We start from the raw sequence: 24,754 nt of genomic DNA, 5'->3' as shown, positions 1-24,754 counted from the left end.
TTGTAGCGCAGAAATTAAAATCCATACTTAAACTATATGTTTTTTTGACCATAATAAATTTTAGCTAAGATCTAACCCTATTCAGATTGGCCCTCTTCCATAAGTATCAATGCAAAAATGGCATAATTAATCATGTCTTGATAATTTGCATCGATTCCTTCACTGACCAAAGTCTTCCCTTTGTTATCTTCTATCTGTTTAACGCGTAACAATTTTTGTAGAATCAAGTCGGTCAAAGAACTTATGCGCATATCGCGCCAAGCTTCCCCGTAATCATGATTCTTATGCTCCATAAGCAATTTTGTTTGCGAACTATGCTTATCATATAGCGCTATCGCTTTTTCCTCGGAAAGATCAGGTTCAGAGGCGATGCCCATTTCTAACTGAATCAGGGCCATTATAGCATAATTAATGATACCGATAAACTCTGAACGTTCTCCCTCATCTACTTTTCGCACTTGGTTTTCTTGCAAACTTCGTATGCGTTGTGCTTTGATATATATTTGATCGGTGAGGGAAGGAAGCCTCAAAATACGCCAAGCGCTACCATAATCCTTCATTTTTTTTTGAAACAGATTCCGGCAAATAGTTACCACGCCATCGTATTGTTCAGAAGTTTGCTGCATCTATTTTTTTTACTACCACTTAAGTGGTAAATTTCGCTTAAAATTTCAATTCGCCAAAGTTCGCGCTTTAAACTCGGTTTATCAAGCCCAATTCCTTCAACTTTATCAAATATGACTATCAATTGCAAAGGAAAATTAATTGATTTGAGCCAGCCCAAAGTTATGGGTATTCTTAACATAACCCCTGATTCATTTTACGACGGTGGAAAGTACACCAAAAAAAAGAACATTTTACTACAGGCGGAAACCATGTTAGGTGAAGGGGCCACCTTTATCGATGTCGGCGCCTATAGTTCTCGACCAGGCGCAGCAGAAATACCCGAAGAAATTGAAACAAAAAGAATAGTTCCGATGATAATGGCATTACAGAAAGAATTTCCTGAAAGCCTACTTTCCATTGACACTTTCCGCAGTACTGTGGCAGCGCAATGCTTACAAGCCGGGGCAGCATTGATCAATGATATTTCGGCAGGAATGTTAGATAAAGACATGTTCGACACCATTGCCACTTATCAAGTACCTTATATTATGATGCACATGAGGGGCATGCCCAAAAACATGCAGCAAAATACTACATATGAAAATTTACTTACCGAGATACTTCATTTTTTTTCAGAACGCATCGCCTTGGCCAGGTCAAAGTCAATTAACGATCTCATTGTCGACCCAGGCTTTGGTTTTGCCAAAAATTTGGAACAAAATTATGAGTTACTTCGACAATTGCATTTATTCAATACCCTAGAACTACCCTTATTGGCTGGTCTAAGTCGAAAATCTATGGTTTATAAAATTGTAGGTGGTGGTGCAGAAAATGCGCTCAACGGCACCACAGCACTAAATATGGTCGCACTACAAAATGGAGCTTCAATTTTAAGGGTTCACGATGTAAAAGAGGCTGTAGAATGCATTAAATTGGCAAAAGCGCTTGCATCATAAAACGATTGAATTTTTGTTCATCTATTTTTCATAATTTTACAAAAACGGTACTAATTGGATTTTTTGAATTTTATCGACTTCGAGATTACCGATGTCCTCGACATCATTTTAGTCGCAGTACTTCTCTATTACATTTATAAACTGGTCCGTGGTTCGGTTGCCATCAATATATTTCTGGGCATTGTTATCGTCTGGGGTTTTTGGAAACTCACCGAACTCTTGGGCATGGAAATGATCAGTAGTATGGTCGGTGCGTTTATGCAAGTGGGCCTTATTGCATTGATAATTGTATTTCAACAAGAGATTAGAAAGTTTTTACTGATGATCGGGTCGACCAATTTTGCCAACAAACGCAACTTTCTCAAACACTTTAAATTCTTACGGCAAGAAGGGTTGACAACCTCTACGAATATTGATGAAATTGTGAATGCATGCCAAAAAATGAGTGAGACCAAGACAGGTGCTATTCTGGTTATCGAACGCAATAATTCTTTAGATTTCATAAAGTCTTCCGGCGATAATATGAACATCGAGGTGAACCAACCTATTATAGAAAGTATTTTTTATAAGAACAGTACGCTGCATGACGGCGCGGCAGTAATCGTTAACAACTATATTGTTGCAACAAGGGTAATCCTTCCTGTTTCCAATGAACGAAAGATTCCCTTAAAATATGGACTGCGACATCGGGCAGCTCTAGGTATTTCTGAAAAGACCGATGCTTTGTCGATAGTCGTGAGCGAAGAAACGGGAGGCATCTCCTATATAAAAAACGGAGGTTTTGCTCATTTCAAAGATTTAGAGGAACTCAAAACGATGCTGAAGGAGGATTTAATCTAATTACGCCACCTCTTCCGCCATAAACTGAGCCTCATAAAGACTGCTATAATATCCGTCTTTTTTCAAAAGTTGTTTGTGGGTACCTGTTTCAACAATCTTTCCAGCATCCATAACCAATATTTTATCGGCCTTCTTGACTGTTGCCAACCGATGTGCAATTACAATACTGGTTCTGCCTTCGGTAATTCTATCGGTAGCCCGTTGTATCAATTGCTCTGAATAGGTATCTACGGAAGACGTGGCTTCATCCAACACAAGAATACTTGGGTTGCTGGCATACGCCCGTAAAAACGCGATAAGTTGACGTTGGCCACTTGAAAGCATAGTGCCCCGCTCTTTAACATTATATTGATAACCACTCGGCAAACTGCTTATAAATTCATGCACCCCGATCTCTTTGGCAGCCCGCTCAATATCCTCAACACTTACCGAGGGATCCTTTAATGAAATATTGTTAGCTATGGTATCGGCAAATAGGAAAACATCTTGCAAAACTACGGCGATATGCCCCCTCAAGGATGCCAATTTGTAATCCTTGATATCAGTACCATCGACCGAAATGCTACCCGAATTAATCTCATAAAATCGATTCAGTAAATTAATAATGGTAGATTTCCCGGCACCGGTAGCTCCGACAATGGCCACGGTTTCACCAGCTTTCACTTCAAAGGAAATTCCATGCAGCACTTCTTCATTTTCCAAATATCCAAAATGAACATTGGAAAATTTAATATCCCCTTTTACAGCTTCCTTCACCACCGTACCTAAATCTTCAATATTACTTTGAGTGTCCAGTATTTTAAAAACCCGATTCGCGGCCACCATACCCATTTGAAGGGTATTGAATTTATCGGCAATTTGACGGAGCGGACGAAATAAAATCTCTATAAATAGAATGAATGCGAATATCGTTCCCGCAATGTTATCACTTATATTCGTCACATTTTGAAGACCACCGTACCAAACCACCAGACCAACCGCAACAGAGGATACAATCTCTGCTATCGGAAAGAAAATTGAATTGTACCATACCGTTTTAAGCCAAGCATTTTGATGCTTCTCATTGATTTCACGAAATTTTTCCGCTTCAATTTTTTCTCGTGTAAACAACTGTACGATTTTCATACCGGTAATACGCTCTTGAACAAAAGAGTTCAAGTTGGAAACCTGTGCCCGTACTTCGATAAAGGCTACTTTCATTGCCTGTTGAAACAAACGTGTGGCATATAGAATCACCGGAAGTATGGCAAAAACGATAAGCGACAACCTCCAGTTCATATAAAGCATCATTCCGGCAGCTGCTATCATTTTTAACAAATCAGCAAAAATGACAAAAAAACCTTGGCTAAAAATCTCTCCAATACGCTGCATGTCAGCTACCGCCCGCGTAACCAAAACACCAAGGGAAGAATTGTCAAAATATTTCATACGAAACCCAAGCATGTGCCTAAAAAGGTCGATGCGCACATCTTTGATTACCGATTCGCCCAACCAATTTGCATAGTAATTAAACAATAATTGGCTTATCACCTGCCCCAATAATACAGCCAGCATAAGCAAGGTAAGTGATAGTAATTTTTCAGAATCGGACTTTATAATCGCATCATCGACAATATTCTGCAAAATATAAGGACTCATCACTGCAAAGCCCGATGAAACTATAGCGGCCACCGCCACTAAAATAAAAGTGAACTTGTAAGGTCGGGTATGCGCCATAACCCGTTTGAAGAGTCGAGTATCAAAAGCTTTTCCCGTATCTGTGCTCATACTTGTTTATTATTAAATCAACCAACCTTCGACCAAACTTAAATTTCATGTCGCAATTTAGTGAGCCAGAGCTAGTTAATTTCCGTACTGTTTAAAATGGTTTTTGGATATAAAACTTTCGTCAAATATAACCCTTTTGCAGGGACTGAAGGTCCTGCGTTTTTGCGGTCACCACTTTTTATGATGGCCTTAACATCTTCAACACCATTCTTACCTGTGCCCACATCAAGTAAGGTTCCTACAATGGCTCTGACCATATTTCTCAAAAAGCGATTGGCTACAATAGTAAATACCAAAACTCCTTCATGATTGACCCATTCAGCCCTTTTAATAGTACATAAGTAGGTCTTGACATCAGTGTTCGATTTTGAAAAACATTCAAAATTTTCATATTCTAGAAGCTGCCCAGCCGCTTCGTTCATTTTTTTTATATCCAATGGATGCTTTACATAATGCGCCCATTCGCTATAAAAGGGATTTTTCTTTTGTATCACCCAATACTCATAAGCCCGTTCAATAGCATCAAAGCGGGCATGGGATCCCGCTTCAACTTCAAAAATGGCATGCACGGCAATATCATCAGGCAGAAAAGCATTCAAGCGGTACACCAGATTATTCACATCAATTACTGAATCATAGTCGAAATGTGCGAACATTTGCTTGGCATGTACGCCCGCATCGGTACGACCTGCACCCACTAATGCCATAGTTTGTCGAAGAAGTTTTGACAATGCATCTTCCAAAACTTGTTGAACACTTAAGGCATTGGGCTGCTTTTGCCAACCGTGGTATTGTTTCCCAACGTATGAAAACTCTATAAAATATCTCAACGTGATTCTTTAGATTTGTGAGCGCAAAGATACTAGTTAGGAGTTAGGAGTTCCAAATTGCCCCATAAACTCCCCGCAGCCAAAGATGAATTCGAATATATGACAAAGATTCTACTGCTTTCAGATACCCATAGCCATATCGATGATGCCATTCTAAAATATGCAAAACAAGCCGACGAAATATGGCATGCCGGCGATATCGGAAATCTTGCAGTAACCGATGCCCTGGCAAAAATCAAACCGATTAGAGGCGTATATGGCAATATTGATGACCATGTAATTCAAAAGGAATTTCCGTTGAACAACCGATTTCTTTGTGAAGAAGTGGCCGTTTACATCACGCATATTGGTGGTTACCCTCCAAAATACAATGCCAGAACTCGGCCAAAAATACTCAAGAACACCCCTAAACTATTTATTAGTGGTCACTCACATATTTTAAAAGTCATGTGGGATAAAAAACTAGGAGTCTTACACATGAATCCTGGAGCCTGTGGCAAACATGGTTTTCACAACGTACGCACCATGTTGCGATTTGTTATAGATGGTGCCGATATTAAAGATTTGGAAGTCATCGAATTGGGAAAGCGATAAGATTGTTTATTTTTAGAGGATAAATCGAAGAATACAACGAAACACTTAAATTAAAAGGAAGCTTATGCTCCCATTAAAACCTTGAAGAATGAAAAAAACACCATTTTATTTTCTAATGCTTTTATGCCTATTACTTGCTTCTCCTGGCCGGGCGGAAGTAAAATTGCCCGCCATTGTTTCCTCTGATATGGTCTTACAACGCAATACGACCGTAACCTTGTGGGGGTGGGCCGATGCCGGCGAAAAAATAACCATCAAAGCCTCATGGCTGAACGCCCCTTTGGAGTTGAAAACCGATAAGGGGGGAAACTGGAAAACCGAGATAAAGACAACCAATAATAAAAGCCCTCAAACGATAAAAATAACCGGGGATGGTTCGAATATTTTATTAGAGAATATTCTTTTTGGTGAAGTTTGGCTTTGTTCAGGGCAATCAAATATGCAGCAACCCTTGAACGGCTATACAGGTCAACCCACTTTTGGTGCACTGGAAGCAATTTCGTCATCCAAAAACTCAAATTTACGCCTCTTCACCGTAGATAGAATCGGTTCTAAAACTCCTTTAAAAGATGTAGAAAAATATACAGGATGGCAAGCCGCGAGTCCGGAGACTGTCAAAGATTTTAGTGCCATAGCCTATTTTTACGGACAACGGTTACAAGAAATTTTAGACGTTCCCGTAGGCATGATCCACACCTCTTGGGGAGGAAGTAGTGTGCAGGCTTGGCTTAGCAAAGAAGCGATGGAAGACTATCAAAAAGTTGATCTTGACGGTGTCGACATCACAAAAGGTACCAACCATATTCCTACGGCCCTTTACAACTCAATGATCCATCCGTTGATTCCATTCACGATAAAAGGTGCGTTGTGGTACCAAGGTGAGTCAAACCGCGGAGAACCTGAAAACTATAAAAAACTCTTCCCGGCCATGGTAAAAGATTGGCGAACGCGATGGAACATTGGTGATTTTCCTTTTTATTATGCGCAAATCGCCCCGTATATGTATGGTGATAACGAAGTGTTCGCAACTGCCGACAATTCTGCCTTCATTCGCGAGACACAATTGCAATGTTTAGATCTTATTCCGAATTCAGGTATGGCGGTTACCATGGATATCGGTGATGACTACTGTATTCACCCTCCAAAGAAGAAAGAAGTAGCCGACCGCTTACTCTTTAATGCGCTGAACGAAACATACGGATTCAAGACCATAGATTATGCCGGTCCCACCTTTGCATCCTTTGAAGCACAAGACGGCGGTCTTCTCTTAAAATTCGACAATGCCGAAACCGGTCTTTTTGCCTACGACGAGCTACAGGGTTTTGAGATTGCCGGAAAAGATAAAATTTTCTACCCTGCTGAAGCTATGATCACAGACCGCAAGAATATCTTGGTAAAGAGCGCTAAAGTGCCGACCCCTGCCGCTGTGAGGTACGCATGGCGCAACTGGATCGTGGGCACGCTTTACGACACCAACCTTTTACCGGCATCCTCTTTTAGAACCGACGATTGGGACGATGCTACGAAAGCTGCCAAATAGGGGCTATATGTTAGAACAGACTTTCTCAAAAATTAAAAACCCCGATGCTTCCATCGGGGTTTACACGCACTAATACTTACTAAGATGTTAGGTTTAACGCAGACGATCAACAGATTTCACGAGATCTTCATCCTTTTTGATGGCCCTGTTGGCCAGGACCAATAAAACGATAGAAAATACAGGAATCAACATCCCAATACCCTTCTCAGAGACCGAGGTCTCTCCGGATAAGTTTAGCGACCGATAAACGAAAAATCCTAGTAAAAAAAGATTCAATATCATATTCAATCTGTTCAATACAAATTGATTTTTTCGATTTTTAAAAAGTAGAATAGCAATCATGGCCAATATGGCAGACACGTAAAATATACCCGATACCATGATTTCGTTGTTGGCGTAAATTTCATTGCCATTCGCATCTGACCATAAATTCACCCAGAACGGTAGTACCCCGGTTAAAAGGATAACTATGAATAGAAAAATGGTCTGTATACGTTGAATCATTACAATTTCACCTTTAGAGTTGCAAAAATACACGTCTTTTCAAAAAATATCGACTAATTGATCAAAATAATTCGTATTATTGTGTCGTTATTAGTTATAGCACTTACCAAACGGGAAATCTTTCCCATGTAATACCCAGATAACAATACACTTCTTACTATTTATCTAAAGACGTATAATTTATACCATACTTAATGTTTGAGATTTCAGATTTAAAAGCAAAAAAGCTGCCTGAGCTTCAGGAAATTGCAAAGGGACTTAACGTTCCTAAATTCAAGACTTTAAAAAAACTGGATTTAGTATATCAAATTCTAGACCTACAAGCAGCGAATCCTAAGGCTGCTGCGGCAGTTGTTACGGAAATCAAGGAGGAAAAGCCTGCCCAAGAAAAACCGAGAAGAGCTCCAGCCGCAAAAGCAAAACCTGCTACGAAAAGAGAACCTGCTGCGAAAAGAGAATCGACCGAAAAAAGGGAACCGAAACCTAAAAGAGAGCGGGTAGTCAAAAGAGAGGCGCCCAACAATACAAGCAAGGCTACTGAAAAAGAGCCTGAAAACAAAAAACCTCAGGCTAGGGCGAACGTAAGTACCAATCACCCAAAGAAAGATCACCAAAGCACGCCAACTCCCCACAAGGGCCAAAGCAATAAGAAGGCCGGCCATCATCAAAAAAATGGTCAAGAAAAACGAACAAGCAACTTTGATAAAGATTTAAAAAACAGATACAAAGAGCCCGAGTTCGAATTTGACAGCATCATTGAAAGCGAAGGTGTTCTAGATATCATGCAAGATGGTTACGGCTTCTTGCGTTCGTCAGATTACAACTATCTATCCTCTCCCGACGACATTTACGTATCACAATCTCAGATCCGTCTTTTTGGATTAAAAACGGGAGACACGGTTTTAGGCAATGTACGCCCCCCGAAAGAAGGAGAAAAATATTTTCCTTTAATCAAGGTGAACAAAATAAATGGAATCGACCCGCAAGTGGTTCGCGACCGAGTCTCGTTTGAACACCTGACACCTTTGTTCCCGGAAGAAAAATTCAATCTAGCTGATCGCCAAAGCAACATATCTACACGTATTATCGATTTGTTTTCTCCCATTGGAAAAGGACAACGTGGCATGATAGTATCACAACCTAAAACAGGTAAGACCATGCTGCTTAAGGCCATTGCGAATGCTATTGCCGCTAACCATCCTGAGGTTTATCAGATTATCTTATTAATCGATGAGCGACCTGAAGAGGTTACCGATATGCAGCGTAATGTTCAAGGCGAGGTAGTGGCCTCTACCTTTGACAAGGAAGCAACGGAACATGTGCGCGTGGCCAATATTGTTCTAGAGAAAGCAAAACGCTTGGTCGAATGCGGACACGATGTAGTCATTCTTTTAGACTCCATAACCCGTTTGGCAAGAGCCTATAACACAGTACAACCCGCTTCTGGTAAAGTATTGAGTGGTGGTGTTGATGCCAATGCGCTGCACAAACCAAAACGTTTCTTCGGAGCTGCACGTAACATCGAAAATGGAGGGTCACTATCCATTATTGCAACGGCACTTACCGAAACCGGCTCTAAAATGGATGAAGTTATTTTTGAAGAATTCAAAGGTACCGGTAACATGGAGCTACAACTAGATCGTAAAATCAGCAACAGAAGAATATTCCCGGCCATCGACTTGACTTCTTCCAGTACACGTCGCGACGATCTTCTTTTAGATGAAAATACCATTCATCGCATGTGGGTCTTGCGAAAATACCTTGCCGATATGAATCCAGTAGAAGCAATGGAGTTTATAGAGCAACGCATCAAGCAAACCAAAAACAACGAAGAATTCTTGATGACCATGAATCAATAGTATTTATATACTTACAAATATAAAATCCCGATAGCTTTAAAAGGCCATCGGGATTTTTTATTTATGAAATCTATCATCTATACAGTTATTGCATAAAATTATGATTACAAGAATACTACATCACATTTACAAATATTAGCAATCTTAAGCATATTGAATTTGAAATTTTAGGAATTCAAAAATGTCGCGATTATACCTTGAATTTTTTACTCAAATGTTAAAAAATCAGCAAATTCAAATATATTTGTAAGCAAACGCATACAATTCCCCCTTTTTGCGCAAAACAACTAAATAAGTTAATATTAAATTTACCAATTTCATGAAAAAAGTAAATATTGGGTTGCTGAAATTATTATCGCTTTCAGTTCTTTTCTTAAGTCTTACCAGTTCTAAATGTGAGGATGATAACGTCGTGACCGACCCAAACACCAATGCAGAGCCACCCAAGCAGATAGTTACAATAGAACATGCCAAAGAAATGTACGATTCTTACGGAAAACATAGAGTCCCGCTTATTCAGACCTATGAAGATAATGGCAGAAGTACCGATAAGACGGAAGCCCAAGCCGAAGAGGCCACTAAGTTCGACGTGGCAAGATATGTCTATTATGATTACGATACCATCAAACAATATTTGGAATATATAGAAAAAGAAGCGGCCGCTGCCGATGTGGAAATATCACAGCTACGCTTCTATTTTTCGAATTATCCTGACAAGGATAAATTTCCTGATGGGCGACCTGTAGTTCACCCCAAACAAAACTCCGTTATGATTTCCCCTACCATAAAAAAAGGAGAACGCGATTATATTTTCTATACGGCTGACGGAGAGGGCGGTAAGCGAGAAGCGGTACTTTTATCAGACAACTTCGATAAATACCCCAATCAAGAAACAGGGTACAGAGAAGAGCCTTCTTTTCGCAATGAAGCATCGGTTCTACCTAACCTATCAGTTGCACACCCAAAGCCCGCACCTGTTTTCTTTGGCAATAAAAGTGTGACCATGAACGAAGGGAATTCGGCACCGCCACCACACTAGAAATAACTCTACCGGTAGCCAACGAATCCCCCACCAAACATGTATTTCAGTGTAATAGACTTAATTTTAGAGAATTCATTCATTCCGTTTTACGGCATAACGTTGATACTTTCGGTTGTCAAATATTCAAAGTACTATGATACCCCCTTAAAGTATTTTCCGATAATACTATTATATACTTTTTTGAACGAAATTTTAGGGTATTTCATTTTCAACTATGAAGAGTATGCTCTGGTCCTCGATGATGCCTATAACTCGTATACTGTCGTAATCTATAATATTTACAATGTTTTTTTCTACTGCTATTTCTTCTATTTGTTTTCGAATTATATCGAGAATAATGTACAGCGTAATATTATTCGCATCGGCGGCCTCGCTTTTCTGATTGTCGCGGCAATTAATCCTTTTTTTCAGAATATATTAATTGAAAACCAAATTTACACCTACGTTTTCGGGGGATTGATACTACTTGTCACCGTATTATTCTACGGGTTACAACCCTTATCGGAGATAAACGATATGAATCTCAAAAACAACATTTTAGGCTGGCTAAGCGTAGGTTTGTTTATTTTTTATTCCGGCTATCTTCCAATTAAAATCAGCCGCTATATGAATAGTTTAAGCGGTGAAACGGAAGCGCCTTATGTAAGAAGAATACATTTATCATTGATTGCCGCCATGTATATTTGTTTTATTATTGGGCTTCTACGGATGAAAAGAAGATTACCGCCCGGTATGAAACAACGGAAACAAATGGAAATCAACTAAAGGGAACACCTAAAGCCCTTATACTTAAAAACCTATGACAGCAGAAACAACCAAAAGTTATAGTCTTTAGAGAAAGCTTTTTTATCAAACAAAAAAACGCCCTGACTGTCTGCCAGGGCGTTTCTTTTACAAGTAGAAAATCTCAAATTATAGAGCTGCTACGTGTTTTGTCAATTTACCTTTAAGGTTTCCTGCCTTGTTCGCATGAATAATATTGCGCTTTGCAAGTTTATCAATCATACCGATAACCTCTGGCAACAATTTTTCGGCATCTTCTTTATTTTCTTCCGCGCGTAATTTACGAATTGCGTTACGCGTAGTTTTATGCTGATAACGGTTGCGAAGACGTACGGCTTCGTTTCTTCTAATTCTTTTTAATGCCGATTTGTGATTTGCCATCTTTCTTTTGTTATTCTACTTATTATATCTTTTTCCGAGCTCTGATGCTCTTAAATTTGTAGCCCGTAGGGGAATCGAACCCCTGTTACCAGGATGAAAACCTGGCGTCCTAACCCCTAGACGAACGGGCCATTAAATCAATGTATTAAAATTAAAAATTTAATTTTAAACTTCACAGGCAACAATTCATTGCTCCTTGGTAGCCCGTAGGGGAATCGAACCCCTGTTACCAGGATGAAAACCTGGCGTCCTAACCCCTAGACGAACGGGCCATTAAAACTTACAAGTGAAATCTCAAAAATTATCGGCAGTGCATTTCAACACATTCCCAAAGTTTGATCTCACAACTTTAGTTTAATTGCGGATGCAAAAATACAATTATTTTTTACTATCGCAACTCCTATATATTATTTTTTACAATCATTAGTATGCCTTGGCAAACAATACCCTCTTAGAAGATGGTTTACCAGTAACTATACAAGCCCCTGCTTCCGTCTTAACATCAATAGGAACACACCTAATCGTTGCCTTGGTCTCCGCTTTAATTCGCTCTTCCGTTTCAATGGTACCATCCCAATGAGCTGAAATAAAACCTCCTTTTTTCTCAAGTACTTCTTTAAATTCATCATAAGTAGCCACCTCGGTAATCCGGTTTTCTCTGAAATCAGAAGCTTTCTGATATATATTCCGCTGTATATCCTCTAGCAAAAATTCAATTTTTGAGACTACCTCATCCATAGCCACTATTTCCTTTTGCAAGGTATCTCTTCGCGCAACTTCATAGGTACGGTTTTCCATATCACGTTTACCGATAGCCAAACGTACAGGAACACCCTTAAGCTCATATTCGTTAAATTTGAAGCCCGGTTTATGAGTATCCCTTTTATCAAACTTGACGGATATTCCTTTTGCCCTTAATTCTTTTACCAATGGTTCTACTTTTTCCGAAATGGCATCTAATTGATCCAATCCTTTATAAATGGGAACAATGACTACTTGAATTGGAGCTAATTTTGGAGGCAACACCAACCCGTTATCATCGCTATGGGTCATAATCAAAGCCCCAACAAGTCGTGTGGAAACACCCCAAGAAGTAGCCCAAACAAAATCTTGTTTTCCTTCCTTATTCGCAAATTTAACATCAAAGGCTTTTGCGAAATTTTGTCCTAAAAAGTGTGAAGTTCCTGCTTGAAGCGCTCTTCCGTCTTGCATTAGCGCCTCGATACAATAGGTTTCTATGGCTCCGGCAAAACGCTCGCTCTCGGTCTTAATTCCTTTGATTACGGGCATCGCCATATGATTTTCCGCAAAATCGGCATAAACATTCATCATTTGTTCGGCTTCGGCAATCGCTTCTGGTTCCGTGGCATGGGCCGTATGCCCCTCTTGCCATAAGAATTCGGCAGTGCGTAGAAAAAGACGTGTTCGCATTTCCCATCGTACCACATTGGCCCACTGATTGATAAGCAAGGGCAAGTCGCGATACGACTGTATCCATTTTCTATAGGTGTCCCAAATGATGGTTTCCGACGTAGGTCTAACAATCAATTCTTCCTCGAGTTTTGCATCGGGATCAACAATAATCCCACTGCCGTCTTCTGCATTTTTCAATCTGTAATGAGTGACCACGGCACATTCTTTGGCAAAACCCTCGACATGGCTTGCTTCTTTGCTTAAATACGACTTCGGAATAAATAAGGGGAAATAGGCATTTTCATGCCCTGTTTCTTTGAACATCTTATCCAACCCGGCCTGCATCTTTTCCCAAATGGCAAAGCCGTAGGGTTTGATGACCATACACCCTCTAACACCAGAGTTTTCGGCCAAATCTGCCTTTACTACCAGTTCGTTGTACCATTTGGAATAATCCTCGTCTCTCTTCGTTAAGTTTTTACCCATCCATTTATAGTTTGGCACAAAACTTGTGCTCAGTATAGCAAAATAATTCGGTAAAACTAATTATTTTTAACCTGTTCAACAATAAAAATTGATATGATGATATATTCGCTACCCCTTCCGAAAATCAGAACCGCCACTGGGCTTACCTTATTGGCCCTTTTAAGCATATTGTTTGTTTCATGTGGCTCTTACCAACAAGCCTCATATTATGACAATGATGGCATTTATAGTAGGGGGAACGATCCTGTAACAACAGAAAGGGTTCAAAGAAATGAATATCCGGAACAAAAAGAGGCGAATAACACCTATGCGGATTATTTTGGTCAAAAAGCGAGTCAATATGATGAGGCCCTAGAGAATGAAGTTTTTACCGATGTTGATTCATACTCCAGTGATGTTGCAAACGACAGTATATCCGAAGCACAGTTAACGGATTATTATGATAATGGCAATGAATATCCAGGGTATGCAGGATGGGGAGACAATGCTACTAGTGTAGACATCAACATCTACGGGGGCACAGGTTTTGGTGGTCCTTGGGGATGGAACAACTGGGGATGGAACAATTGGGGATGGAACAATTGGGGCTACGGCGGATTCGGATATGGATGGGGAGGGTACTACAACCCTTGGTACGGAAGCCCATGGGGATGGGGCGGATACTATGGCCGTGGATGGGGCAGATACGGTTATGGATGGGGAGGATACTACAATCCATGGTATGGCCCACGGCACTATGGTTATGCCAATTATGGTTATTACGGAAATAGAAATTATGCCTACAATAGAGGAAGACGAGGGTATTATAATAACAACTTGACGGCAAGTACTAATTCACGTGCGCTAAGAAGCCGCATATCCACAACCTCAAGAACTGATTCACCAAGATATAGGTCGAGCACCTCTTCGAGATCTACAGTCGGCAGAAGTAGCACTTCGAGAAGTTCAAGAACTTATACCAACAATACTGTTTCTAGACAACGGGTCGGTGTTGATCGAAATCAATCTTATAGAACAAGTAGAAGTACCAGGGCCGTACCCAGCTACAATAGCTCTTCAAGAACCAGTCAGACGTACCGCAGTTCTTCTCCAAGAAGTAGTTCTTCCTCCAAAGTAGGAACCAGAACATCAACCTACAGAAGCACGGGCAATCGAACACAGAGCCGTGGCACTTATAGCAGAAGCGCTACTTCACAAAGCAATCAGACCTATCGAAGCACAGCTCCCAGAACAAGCACCTACAGGTCAACCGCTCCTTCTACCTCATCGTCAAGTCGAAGTAGTGGTAGCTACAGAAGTTCCGGCAGTAGTAGTTCATCACGCTCTTCTGGAGCGCGAACTTCGAGCAGTCGCGGTGGGCGCAATTAAAAAATCCAAAATCTTTAAAAATTGATTTAAAATTCCCAAAAATGAAACAATATTTAACGTTCATAATACTATTGGTATGCACTCTTGCAAGCGCCCAGAACATTGATGATGTATTGCGGTACAGCACTGAAAACCTTCAAGGAACCGCAAGGTATCAAGGTATGTCCGGGGCATTTGGAGCACTTGGAGGTGACCTCTCTGCATTGAACAGCAACCCTGCAGGGTCTTCGGTATTCAATAATAGTCTGTTCTCTGTTTCAGTCAGCAGCTATTCCAGGGACAACAGCTCCACTTATTTTGGAACTACCACCGATAACACTTCGAACAAGCTGGAAATTAATCAACTAGGGGGTGTTTTTGTCTTCAAGAATACGAATACCAATTCCCCATGGAAGAAATTCTCCTTGGCAGCCAACTATGACGTAGTGCAGAACTTCGAGGATGACATCTATATCGCTGGAAGCAGTAATCAAGGTATCGACAACTATTTTTTGAATTTTGCACAAGGAACTCCCTTTGGCGCGATTTTGCTTCAAGATGGTGAATTCTTAGAGGAAGCCTATTTGGATATTGGCTCAAGTCAGGGTTTTTCCGATCAACAGGCATTTCTCGGCTACTGGGGAGGGATACTCGATCCAGTGGACATGGAAGATGACAACACCGCTTATATCAGCAATGCCGAGTATCAGTCTGTAAATCAGGAGTTTTCCAGGAATACCTCGGGTTACAATAGCAAGTTTACTTTAAATATGGCTTCGCAGTTTCAAGAAAGCCTTCATATAGGCGCATCCCTAAATTTTCATAATGTTCTTTATGACAGATATGATGAATTTACAGAGAGGGGTTATAACGCAGATTCTGAAATTCAATTTATAACTTTCGATAATCTTTTACATACCGAAGGGTCCGGGTTTTCGTTCAGTTTGGGGGCTATAGCAAAACTGAATGATTTTGTCCGACTTGGTGGCAGCTACCAATCACCTACCTGGTATCGATTGACCGATGATTTTTCACAACGTATCAATTCTGATCTCGCCGATAACGATATTGATTTTATCACATTGAACGTGGTAAACCTATTCGACACGTATACCATAAAAACACCAGGAAAGCTGACAGGTAGTATGGCCGTCATTTTTGGCAAAGACGGACTATTGAGCTTTGATTACGGCTACCAAGATATGTCAAAGGCAGAGTTGCGCCCAGATAGCGATGCAAATTTTGCAAGTGTAAATTCCGATATTAACAGTGAGCTCAGTGCCGTATCTTCTTTTCGGGTCGGTGGAGAGTATCGTATCAATCGTATTAGTCTTCGTGGTGGTTACCGCTTTGAACAGAGTCCGTATGCAGATGGAAATACTGTTGGCGATTTGAACGGTTTTTCAGCAGGAATCGGCTTCAGTTTTTCCGGAAGCCGATTAGACCTTGCCTTCAATAGAACCGAACAGGATGTTGACAATTTTTTATTCGATACAGGCTTGACCACACCCGCTTTGGTCAACACAGTTAATACAAATATAACCTTAGGTTACACCTTAAATTTCTAAGAAAATTTTTCTAAAACAAGAAACCCTTTCGATTTAAAAGACCGGTCAAAATCGGTCTTTTATTTTTCATTATCGCTTAAGCGTAAAGTTCGATTTTACAGGCGACGCTATTAAGATGCCATCTTCCTGACCAGCATGATCCAACCGAAACCAATAATCCGTGGAAGGCAAAGGGCGACCATTTAAGGTACCGTCCCAGCCAATTGTGTTGGCATTTAATTGCCTTAATAGTTTACCGTAACGATCAAAAATAGATAAAGTGGCCTCGTTTATGGTCTCAAGGCCATAGACACTCCAAACATCGTGAACACCATCATTGTTAGGTGTAAAGAACTTTGGGTAACCGACAACCAAAAACTCTATAGGCTCGGTAATACCACAACCATTCTTATCATTGATAATAACGGTGTTAATCCCAGGAGGAACATCATTAAAAACAGGGTCATCTTGAAATTGGCCTCCGTTAACCGCATATTCATAACTTCCTTCACCATCAACAAAAATTTCGATATTGTTCAAATCAGGATCTAGTGACAAATTAGAATCTAAAATTTCAACACGATCCAAAACAGGTATTCCGAAAAACGTAATTAAAATACCCCCCACATCGGCAACCGTTGGCGGTGAACCGGAAGCGGTTGTCACTTCGGCGAAATAGCGCCCTGAATTTGGGCTAGCGACTACATATTCAGCGCCAAAAGGGCCAGAGCCGGTTAACGTATCATCGACCACCCCGTCATCTTCGTAATCGACGGTCCAAGTTACATTTGCAATATCAGAACCTGCAGGTGTATTCAACGCACTTAAAGTAATATCGGGATCACTTTCACAGGCAATAATATCCAACCCTAAAAATTCATCCCTAAGGGTACAATCCAGGGCTGTGTTCTGGTCTGCCTGCACAGAATTTCCGGTAAAGGTCAACATGAACGGTTCTGGGTCGCCGTCAAAATTCGTATTGAAGTTGTTAATCAAGATATAGTAAATTTCTCCAGGCTGAACATCCAACCATTCATCATAGGTGTTTTGACTCTGGGGCAGGTTAGGCGCTCCCACTTGGCCATTTTCGGGATTCACACCAATACCCGTGAAATTCGTATTGTTTACTTCGTAGTTGCATCTTATCGGTTGGGCCTCTCCGCTACTGATATCAGCACAGTCGGCATCAGGGCCATAGACGGCAAAATCCCATTCAGCTGTGGGGCTTCCAGAGCCATTCGCCGGCAAAGCCTCTATATCAAAACCTACTTGCCCTCCGGTACCAGCCCTAAATACAAACCAAGAGGTATTGTGTTCGATTCCTCCAGGAGTCAAACTACCGCGCTCAAGACACCCGCTTGTTCGAATTACTTCTGGGTCAAAATCTTCAATGTCCCCGGCACCATCGGCCATACCCATTATGGGTGTGTCGGCACATACAGGAATAGCAGTTCTACAATCAGGGGAGTTTTGCGCGTCTACCCCTAACGAAAAAAGGAGCAAAAGGCCAACAGCACAAATTAGTGTTCGCATAGTATTATGGGGCTAACATTAAACTATAGGTCAATAGTATAACTCGAACACCCCAGATTTAGTATATTTCAACGGTAAATTATGCGGGGTATCGATATGGCCCAACACCGCTTGAACCTTCAACGCTTTAAGGCAAAATGAGTATTGATATATTTCGCTTCCGTTCGTTGTCCGTTCTCATCTTTGTAGGTAAGTCTAAACCAATAGTCGGCAGAAGGTACGGCACGACCATTAAAAGTACCATCCCAATTCGAAGCCGTCCCAGCAACTTGATACAACAATTTTCCATAACGGTTATGGATGGACAGTATGGGGCTGTCTAAATTTGAAATTCCATTAATAGTCCATCCGTCATTGACACCATCCCCATTTGGAGTGAAAAATTTAGGAAAGCCTACCACAATTATTTCTACAGTTACCGAACCACAACCGGAAAGATCATTCACCGTAACGGCATGCATTCCCGGAAGAACATCTTCAAAAATATTCGATAGTTGAAAATTACCATTGTCAAGCTGGTACTCAAAATCACCTGACGTTTCGACAAGTACTTCAACCGAATTTCTATTTTGTAAATCTTCAATTATCACATCGGCAATAGCCGGTGGTTTTGAGATAACAACTTGTACCGTTCGTGAATTAGCACAACTGAGACCGTTTTGAACATTGACAGCGGTAAGCGTGTACGCTCCCTCTTGGGAAACAGAAATCATGGGTGTATTTTCACCAGAATCCCAACTATATGTGAATTTGGGGTCTGAAATTGATTCACCGATCAAAATGCTTGAACTATCTTGGCACAAATATACCTCCTCCGGAAAAATCAAGTCAGGAGTCTCTAGAACGTCAAGTTCGAATTGGCGTGAAGCATCAAAACATTTCGGATTGCGCAATGAAGTTACCCGAACATAAATGGTCTGCAACCCGGGACCAGGATTATATTGTTTTGGTAGATTTTGACTACCGTTGACAGCGTCAATCATAGATGCGTGATAACTTACGATATATTCATCAGCATTCTGATTTCCCAGGGCCTCCGTATCTTTTAAACCAAGATCGAATACGTCATCGCTCGAACACATTGCATCATTTGATAAGGCAAAGGTAGAAGGAACTACCGAAAAAGCTACCTGTACGTCACTTATCACATTAACTCCCGAAGGCATCGCCACTAGAACTCGATAAAAAGCAGAGACGGTCGCCTGCAAGGTAGGCCCATTTTCTCCAAGAATAGGTTCAAACCCATTACCCGTATCCATAAACCAATCATAATCGACAGCAGCAAAAGTCGTAGCATCAAGTACTATATTGTCGTTCTCACAGGCCGATATTGGAGGCCCCAATAGATTGTTGATTATAGAACAATCTAAAGCATCATAGGGGTTGGTAACAAAAATATTACCCGAAAACTGAATCGAAAATCCCGAATTGTTATTACTGAAATTGTTGATCAACAAATAATAGTCTTGCCCGGCCTCGACCTGTAACCACTCGTCATATCTGGCGGTATCCGTTGTCCCGGTAGGATCCACACCGACACCCGTAAAAGAAGCCTTATTGCGGTTATCGAAAAAATTACATCGTACAGGTTCCCCTAAACCAGTACAGTCACTGGCCTCGTAAAGTGCAAAATCCCAATCCTCTTCGGCATCAAAACCAATATTAAACCCTAATTGCCCCGATGCTCCGGTGCGAAAACGGTACCATGCCGAATTCGACTCTACTGTACCCGAATCTTGTTTGAAACACCCCGTTCTTGAAGCTCCATTAAAATCATCGTCACCATAACCATCAACACCACCATTGATCGGAGTATCGTTACAAATGGGTATTGCATTGACACAATCAGGGGAAACCTGTGCAAATAATGCAGGTATCCACAAGAAAAACAGTAAACCCATAACTGTACAAGAGCGCTTCATGAGCAGGCATGACTTTTGGAAAGTATAAAAATAAATAGGCTTTTATGTTAACACTAATTTATGTTGCGTAACAGGGCTAATGAACTATAAAGTGCCATATTATGTATATCTTTGCCATTCGTTTTAGCCACAGTAGCATGAAAATCGATAGTACATTGGAAGAGCATTTTGAAGAAATGGGAAACAACCATGTTTCAACCTCAGGAGAAACCCCTTTACGTAATGATGCGTTCGTTTTGAACGATGAGGACAAAATTGAAAGGATTAAAGAAAGCGTAAGGGATATTTTGCTTACACTAGGACTCGATTTAGAGGACGATAGTCTAAAGGGCACTCCGAACAGGGTGGCCAAAATGTTTGTCAACGAAATCTTTGGGGGACTTCATCCTGATCGAAAACCCAAATCTTCCACTTTCAAGAACAAGTACAAATATGGAGAAATGCTTGTGGAAAAGAATATCACACTCTACTCTACTTGCGAGCATCATCTGCTTCCCATTGTCGGCAGGGCTCACATTGCCTACATATCAGGTGGAACGGTGGTAGGTCTTTCAAAAATGAACCGAATCGTCGATTATTACGCCAAACGCCCCCAAGTACAGGAACGCTTGAATATTCAAATCGTAAGAGAGCTTCAAAGGGTAATGAATACGGAAGATGTTGCCTGTGTCATCGATGCGAAACACCTTTGTGTAAATTCACGGGGCATACGCGATATTGAAAGTAGTACCGTAACAGCGGAATATGGCGGAAAATTCAAAGAAGAAGCGGTTCGTAGAGAATTTTTAGATTACATCAACCTTGACACCAATTTTTAATTGTTTGAGCACCCCATGCAATTGTATAAAAACCAATCCCTAAAAGTTTACAATTCCCTTTCCGGTAAAAAAGAAGTTCTTAAACCTTTAAATGAAGGCCATATTGGCATGTACGTATGTGGTCCGACCGTTTATAGTAATGTACATTTAGGCAATTGCAGAACTTTTATGTCTTTCGACATGATTTTTCGGTATTTAAAACATTTGGGGTATAAAGTACGGTATGTACGGAATATTACGGATGCTGGCCATTTGGTCGACGACGCCGAAGACGGTGAAGACAAAATTGCAAAAAAAGCACGGCTAGAGCAATTGGAACCCATGGAAGTGGTGCAACGATACACGGTAGATTTTCACAACATTCTTGAAAAATTCAATTTTCTACCACCTAGCATAGAACCTACAGCTACCGGACATATCATAGAACAAATCGAGATAATTAAACAGATTCTCGAAAAAGGATATGCATATGAAACAAATGGATCTGTTTATTTTGATGTAAAAAAATTCAATGAAGCTCACCTTTATGGAAAGCTCAGTGGGCGAAAATTAGAAGATATGATCGCGAACACCCGCGAACTTTCTGCCCAAGACGACAAGAGAAGTCCGCAAGACTTCGCACTCTGGAAAAAAGCCGAACCACAACATATTATGCGATGGCCTTCGCCGTGGGGCGATGGTTTTCCCGGTTGGCATTTGGAATGTACTGCGATGAGCACCAAATATCTTGGGGAAACTTTTGATATTCACGGCGGTGGAATGGATCTAAAGTTTCCGCACCACGAATGCGAAATAGCGCAGTCTGAAGCTAGCCACGGTCATTCACCCGTCAATTATTGGTTACATGCAAACATGTTGACCCTGAATGGAAAAAAAATGGCCAAATCCACTGGAAACAACATTCTACCGGGGGAAATTTTTTCGGGAGACAACAAAATTCTGAGTAAAGCCTTTTCTCCTTCCGTCGTACGATTTTTTATGATGCAGGCCCACTATACCAGTATTTTAGACCTGAGTAACGATGCACTTCTGGCATCCGAAAAAGGATACGGTAAATTGATGGATGCCATTGAAACCCTTAAAGGTTTAGATACCGGAAATAGTTCTGATTTTGCCATTTCCGAATGGAAACAGCAATGTTACAATGCCATGAACGACGATTTCAACACGCCGATTTTAATTGCCAATTTATTCGACGCCGTCAAGTACATCAACCTGATCAAAGAAGGAAAAAAAACCATCACTTCCGAAGACAAAGAAGCGTTGACCCAAATCATGGATGCCTTTGTTTTCGAAGTCTTAGGCTTGGAAAGCAAAAGTATGCACGCCAATGATTCAAGTAAGCTATCAGGCGTTGTAGCGCTTTTGATCGAATTACGTAACGATGCCAGGGCCAACAAAGATTTTGCTACTTCAGATAAAATACGTGATCAGTTGACGGCTTTGGGCATTCAATTGAAAGATGGAAAAGACGGCACCACATTTAGCGTTTCTTAGTCCGTTTTGCCTTTTAAATCCCAAAGGGCCTCATTTGAAATAGCTGCCGGCAATAGAAGAAGTTCAGAGTTTATGAAAAAAATACTCATAGCCCCTTTCGTTTTTTTGGTCAAATTTTACCAGTATGCAATTTCACCGTATACACCTGCTGCATGCCGCTACTCCCCTACTTGTTCCCAATACACGTTGGAAGCGCTTCAAAAACACGGGCTTTTTAAAGGTGGTTGGCTCGCGATAAAACGAATCTTCAGCTGTCACCCTTGGGGCGGAAAAGGATATGACCCGGTGCCATAGGGCATTTAATACACTTACACAGATTTTAGGTTAATTTTAACCATCAACCGTGCACTTTAAAAATTATAAACGGAATAACCCCACACCAATTTTATTATCTTTAGCGCCGTAAAATACACCATATGCACTTTTTAAGCTTTATCTGGAATCCGAACGAAACAATTTTCAGTCTCGGCCCTTTACAGATCAAATATTACAATCTCCTTTGGATCGTCGCCTTTGCGCTTGGGTGGTTTATTATGAAGCGAATTTTCACGAATGAAAAAAAGACGGTAGAACAGCTAGATTCACTTTTTATTTACACCGTGTTGGCCACCATGCTTGGCGCACGTTTAGGTCATGTTTTTTTCTATGACTGGCCTTACTATCAAAATCATTTAGCGGAAATACTATTACCCATACGGGAAAGTGCAGATGAAAGTTTATTCTTCGGATTGATAAAAGGGTACGAATTCACAGGTTTCACAGGATTGGCCAGTCATGGCGCCGCCATAGGAATCATCATCGGCATGTATCTCTATACGCGAAAATTTCCCGAGTTCAAAATGCTATGGATATTGGACCGTATCGTAATTCCTGTCGCTATTGGTGCCTTTTGTGTACGTTTGGGCAATTTTTTCAATTCGGAAATCAATGGTAAGACTACCGATGAATCTTTCATTTTTGCCACTAAGTTCGTTCGAGACTCAGATGACATGCATCCCGCCCAAGTTATGGGCATTACCCAAGAAAAATCGGTCCCTGCCGCTTACGACGCCCTGGTGAACAATCCGCAGTTTGCAGATTACTTGGCACAGATCCCTTATCGGCATCCTGCACAATTGTATGAAGGATTCTGCTATATCTTTGTTTTTTTAATCCTATACCACCTTTATTGGAAGACTGACAAGAAAAATAAGCCCGGTTATTTATTCGGTCTCTTTTTGGTATTGCTATGGACGGTACGCTTTTTCGTTGAATTCGTCAAAAAAAGCCAGGGCGGTTTCGAAGAATCTTTAGGACTCCTTTCCACCGGACAATGGCTGAGTATTCCATTTATAATCATAGGGCTGTATTTCATGTTCAGACCCAGTTCAATTACGGGTAAAAAGTAGATTGCCAACTTTATTCGGCCAATCCTTTTATTTTAAAACGAATATTATGACTATGAAACGCCCTAAAATAGCCTTGTATTTCGCTGCAATATCGATAAGCCTTCTGTCTTGTAAAGAAACTCCAAAAACGGCCATCAAGACCGAACCTGTCACCTTTGTAAAGGAAGGGGAGCTTACCCTATATCATACCGAAAATGACTCCGTATTGGCAGAGCTTGACATTGAAATCGCCGAAAGCGACTATGAAACCCAAACCGGTTTAATGTATCGAACTTCAATGGAAGCCAAACAAGGTATGCTTTTCATATTCCCAGATACCGCTATGCATTCATTTTACATGAAAAACACGCAGTTTCCATTAGATATTATTTTTATCGGAGATGATTTACGCATTGCCAGTTTCCAAGAAAACGCCGAGCCCTACAACCAGAAGGGGCTATCATCTAAAGTACCTATAAAATATGTTCTTGAAGTAAATGCCGGTATGGTAGCGGAATGGTCTTTGCAAGTAGGCGACAGCATTTCTTTCAAAAGACTTTAGCACCATGCATCTGTTGCTCGAGAATCAAGAAACGGAAAGATTACGGTTTCGAAAACTTAAGGCCTCTGATTTTAATTTATGGCTTCCGTTTCATGAAGACCCACGATCCTCGCAATACTGGGAAGGTCTACCTTCAGACCCAAAACAAGCCTGCAAAGAACAATTTGAACGTGTTTTTGAGCGGTATGAGAAAAAACTCGGCGGCATGAATGTTCTTATTCAAAAGAAGAATGAAGCCCTAGTCGGCCTGTGCGGGCTTTTAGTTCAAACCGTTGATGAAGTTTCGGAACTGGAAATAGGCTACTCGATCCTCCCCTCTTATTGGCGAAAGGGTTTCGCTTCGGAAGCCGCCCAGGCCTGTAAATCACATGCTTTAAAAAACAACCTCTCAGATTCATTGATTAGCATCATACATATCGACAACACTCCTTCTCAAAAAGTGGCTTTAAAAATAGGAATGCTAAAAGATAAGACAACAGTCTACAACAAAAATCCCGTGCACATTTTTAGAACCAATCCCAAAATCACATAATCTGAAACCGATCGAATGGGATCTTATC

General features: G+C 40.8%; 23 protein-coding genes and 2 tRNA genes. 15 read left to right on the top strand and 10 right to left on the bottom strand.

What is annotated here, in order from left to right; genetic code table 11:
• Positions 1-77: 77 nt before the first annotated feature.
• A complete protein-coding gene (locus AACZ88_RS07955) occupies positions 78-626 on the bottom strand; it encodes a DUF1599 domain-containing protein (protein WP_339708694.1) in 549 nt (182 codons plus the stop codon).
• A gap of 111 nt (positions 627-737) precedes the next feature.
• Here AACZ88_RS07955 and folP point away from each other — a divergent pair, with 111 nt between their 5' ends.
• Positions 738-1,562, top strand: coding sequence for a dihydropteroate synthase (gene folP, locus AACZ88_RS07950; protein ID WP_339708692.1), 825 nt, complete (start codon positions 738-740; stop codon positions 1,560-1,562).
• A 54-nt stretch (positions 1,563-1,616) separates the two neighbouring features.
• Positions 1,617-2,402, top strand: coding sequence for a diadenylate cyclase CdaA (cdaA, locus tag AACZ88_RS07945; protein ID WP_339708690.1), 786 nt, complete (start codon positions 1,617-1,619; stop codon positions 2,400-2,402).
• Here the strand turns inward: cdaA and AACZ88_RS07940 are convergent, their stop codons facing one another.
• Both AACZ88_RS07940 and truA read right to left on the bottom strand, forming a co-directional pair.
• The gene (locus AACZ88_RS07940) at positions 2,403-4,169 is read right to left on the bottom strand and encodes an ABC transporter ATP-binding protein (RefSeq protein WP_339708689.1); all 1,767 of its coding nucleotides are present in this window, start codon (positions 4,167-4,169) and stop codon (positions 2,403-2,405) included.
• Positions 4,170-4,240: 71 nt separating this feature from the next.
• Entirely contained in the window at positions 4,241-4,999 is a 759-nt protein-coding gene (gene truA / locus AACZ88_RS07935) for a tRNA pseudouridine(38-40) synthase TruA (RefSeq protein ID WP_339708687.1), read from the bottom strand.
• A gap of 99 nt (positions 5,000-5,098) precedes the next feature.
• On the opposite strand from truA, the gene AACZ88_RS07930 reads away from it, so the two are divergent.
• Positions 5,099-5,593: a metallophosphoesterase family protein gene (locus AACZ88_RS07930; RefSeq protein WP_339708685.1), complete on the top strand. Its 495-nt coding sequence runs from the start codon at positions 5,099-5,101 to the stop codon at positions 5,591-5,593.
• A gap of 88 nt (positions 5,594-5,681) precedes the next feature.
• Positions 5,682-7,133: a sialate O-acetylesterase gene (locus AACZ88_RS07925; RefSeq protein WP_339708683.1), complete on the top strand. Its 1,452-nt coding sequence runs from the start codon at positions 5,682-5,684 to the stop codon at positions 7,131-7,133.
• Positions 7,134-7,226: 93 nt separating this feature from the next.
• Here AACZ88_RS07925 and AACZ88_RS07920 read toward each other — a convergent pair whose 3' ends face one another.
• Entirely contained in the window at positions 7,227-7,637 is a 411-nt protein-coding gene (locus tag AACZ88_RS07920; RefSeq protein ID WP_339708681.1) for a DUF4293 domain-containing protein, read from the bottom strand.
• A gap of 194 nt (positions 7,638-7,831) precedes the next feature.
• Between AACZ88_RS07920 and rho the strand changes: the two genes are divergently transcribed.
• From rho to AACZ88_RS07905, 3 genes are all read left to right on the top strand, one after another.
• The gene (rho, locus tag AACZ88_RS07915; RefSeq protein ID WP_339708679.1) at positions 7,832-9,496 is read left to right on the top strand and encodes a transcription termination factor Rho; all 1,665 of its coding nucleotides are present in this window, start codon (positions 7,832-7,834) and stop codon (positions 9,494-9,496) included.
• Between the two features lie 319 nt (positions 9,497-9,815).
• Positions 9,816-10,535, top strand: a complete 720-nt coding sequence (locus tag AACZ88_RS07910) for a hypothetical protein (protein ID WP_339708677.1) — start codon at positions 9,816-9,818, stop codon at positions 10,533-10,535.
• A 39-nt stretch (positions 10,536-10,574) separates the two neighbouring features.
• Positions 10,575-11,303 carry a hypothetical protein gene (locus AACZ88_RS07905; protein WP_339708675.1) on the top strand — a complete coding sequence of 243 codons (729 nt, stop codon included), beginning with the start codon at positions 10,575-10,577 and terminating at the stop codon, positions 11,301-11,303.
• A 147-nt stretch (positions 11,304-11,450) separates the two neighbouring features.
• Here AACZ88_RS07905 and rpsT read toward each other — a convergent pair whose 3' ends face one another.
• The 4 genes from rpsT to proS all read right to left on the bottom strand — a co-directional run bounded on the left by rpsT (position 11,451) and on the right by proS (position 13,601).
• Positions 11,451-11,702 carry a 30S ribosomal protein S20 gene (rpsT, locus tag AACZ88_RS07900; RefSeq protein WP_339708673.1) on the bottom strand — a complete coding sequence of 84 codons (252 nt, stop codon included), beginning with the start codon at positions 11,700-11,702 and terminating at the stop codon, positions 11,451-11,453.
• Between the two features lie 59 nt (positions 11,703-11,761).
• Positions 11,762-11,833, bottom strand: a tRNA-Glu gene (locus tag AACZ88_RS07895).
• A gap of 66 nt (positions 11,834-11,899) precedes the next feature.
• Positions 11,900-11,974: transfer RNA gene (locus AACZ88_RS07890), tRNA-Glu, on the bottom strand.
• Positions 11,975-12,125: 151 nt separating this feature from the next.
• Complete coding sequence (gene proS / locus AACZ88_RS07885) at positions 12,126-13,601, bottom strand: proline--tRNA ligase (protein ID WP_339708671.1); 1,476 nt, start codon at positions 13,599-13,601, stop codon at positions 12,126-12,128.
• Positions 13,602-13,694: 93 nt separating this feature from the next.
• Between proS and AACZ88_RS07880 the strand changes: the two genes are divergently transcribed.
• On the top strand, positions 13,695-14,969 hold the full coding sequence (locus AACZ88_RS07880; RefSeq protein WP_339708669.1) for a hypothetical protein: 1,275 nt from the start codon (positions 13,695-13,697) through the stop codon (positions 14,967-14,969).
• Positions 14,970-15,010: 41 nt separating this feature from the next.
• Positions 15,011-16,516 carry an outer membrane protein transport protein gene (locus AACZ88_RS07875; protein WP_339708667.1) on the top strand — a complete coding sequence of 502 codons (1,506 nt, stop codon included), beginning with the start codon at positions 15,011-15,013 and terminating at the stop codon, positions 16,514-16,516.
• 69 nt (positions 16,517-16,585) lie between these two features.
• Here AACZ88_RS07875 and AACZ88_RS07870 read toward each other — a convergent pair whose 3' ends face one another.
• Both AACZ88_RS07870 and AACZ88_RS07865 read right to left on the bottom strand, forming a co-directional pair.
• Positions 16,586-18,028, bottom strand: coding sequence for a T9SS type B sorting domain-containing protein (locus AACZ88_RS07870; protein ID WP_339708665.1), 1,443 nt, complete (start codon positions 18,026-18,028; stop codon positions 16,586-16,588).
• Positions 18,029-18,147: 119 nt separating this feature from the next.
• Positions 18,148-19,950 carry a T9SS type B sorting domain-containing protein gene (locus AACZ88_RS07865; RefSeq protein ID WP_339708663.1) on the bottom strand — a complete coding sequence of 601 codons (1,803 nt, stop codon included), beginning with the start codon at positions 19,948-19,950 and terminating at the stop codon, positions 18,148-18,150.
• Positions 19,951-20,087: 137 nt separating this feature from the next.
• Between AACZ88_RS07865 and folE the strand changes: the two genes are divergently transcribed.
• From folE to AACZ88_RS07835, 6 genes are all read left to right on the top strand, one after another.
• Positions 20,088-20,768: a GTP cyclohydrolase I FolE gene (gene folE / locus AACZ88_RS07860; RefSeq protein ID WP_339708661.1), complete on the top strand. Its 681-nt coding sequence runs from the start codon at positions 20,088-20,090 to the stop codon at positions 20,766-20,768.
• A 15-nt stretch (positions 20,769-20,783) separates the two neighbouring features.
• Positions 20,784-22,265: a cysteine--tRNA ligase gene (gene cysS / locus AACZ88_RS07855; protein ID WP_339708659.1), complete on the top strand. Its 1,482-nt coding sequence runs from the start codon at positions 20,784-20,786 to the stop codon at positions 22,263-22,265.
• A 72-nt stretch (positions 22,266-22,337) separates the two neighbouring features.
• Positions 22,338-22,559: a membrane protein insertion efficiency factor YidD gene (gene yidD, locus AACZ88_RS07850; RefSeq protein WP_339708657.1), complete on the top strand. Its 222-nt coding sequence runs from the start codon at positions 22,338-22,340 to the stop codon at positions 22,557-22,559.
• Between the two features lie 122 nt (positions 22,560-22,681).
• Positions 22,682-23,653 carry a prolipoprotein diacylglyceryl transferase gene (gene lgt / locus AACZ88_RS07845; RefSeq protein ID WP_339708655.1) on the top strand — a complete coding sequence of 324 codons (972 nt, stop codon included), beginning with the start codon at positions 22,682-22,684 and terminating at the stop codon, positions 23,651-23,653.
• 46 nt (positions 23,654-23,699) lie between these two features.
• The gene (locus tag AACZ88_RS07840; protein WP_339708653.1) at positions 23,700-24,194 is read left to right on the top strand and encodes a DUF192 domain-containing protein; all 495 of its coding nucleotides are present in this window, start codon (positions 23,700-23,702) and stop codon (positions 24,192-24,194) included.
• Positions 24,195-24,198: 4 nt separating this feature from the next.
• Positions 24,199-24,726 carry a GNAT family N-acetyltransferase gene (locus AACZ88_RS07835; RefSeq protein WP_339708651.1) on the top strand — a complete coding sequence of 176 codons (528 nt, stop codon included), beginning with the start codon at positions 24,199-24,201 and terminating at the stop codon, positions 24,724-24,726.
• Positions 24,727-24,754 lie beyond the last annotated feature (28 nt).

Source organism: uncultured Kriegella sp., assembly GCF_963975415.1.
In the GTDB taxonomy this organism is placed as follows: domain Bacteria; phylum Bacteroidota; class Bacteroidia; order Flavobacteriales; family Flavobacteriaceae; genus Kriegella.
The sequence above is the reverse complement of the archived record's forward strand: the minus strand, read 5'-3'. Positions and strand labels throughout refer to the sequence as shown.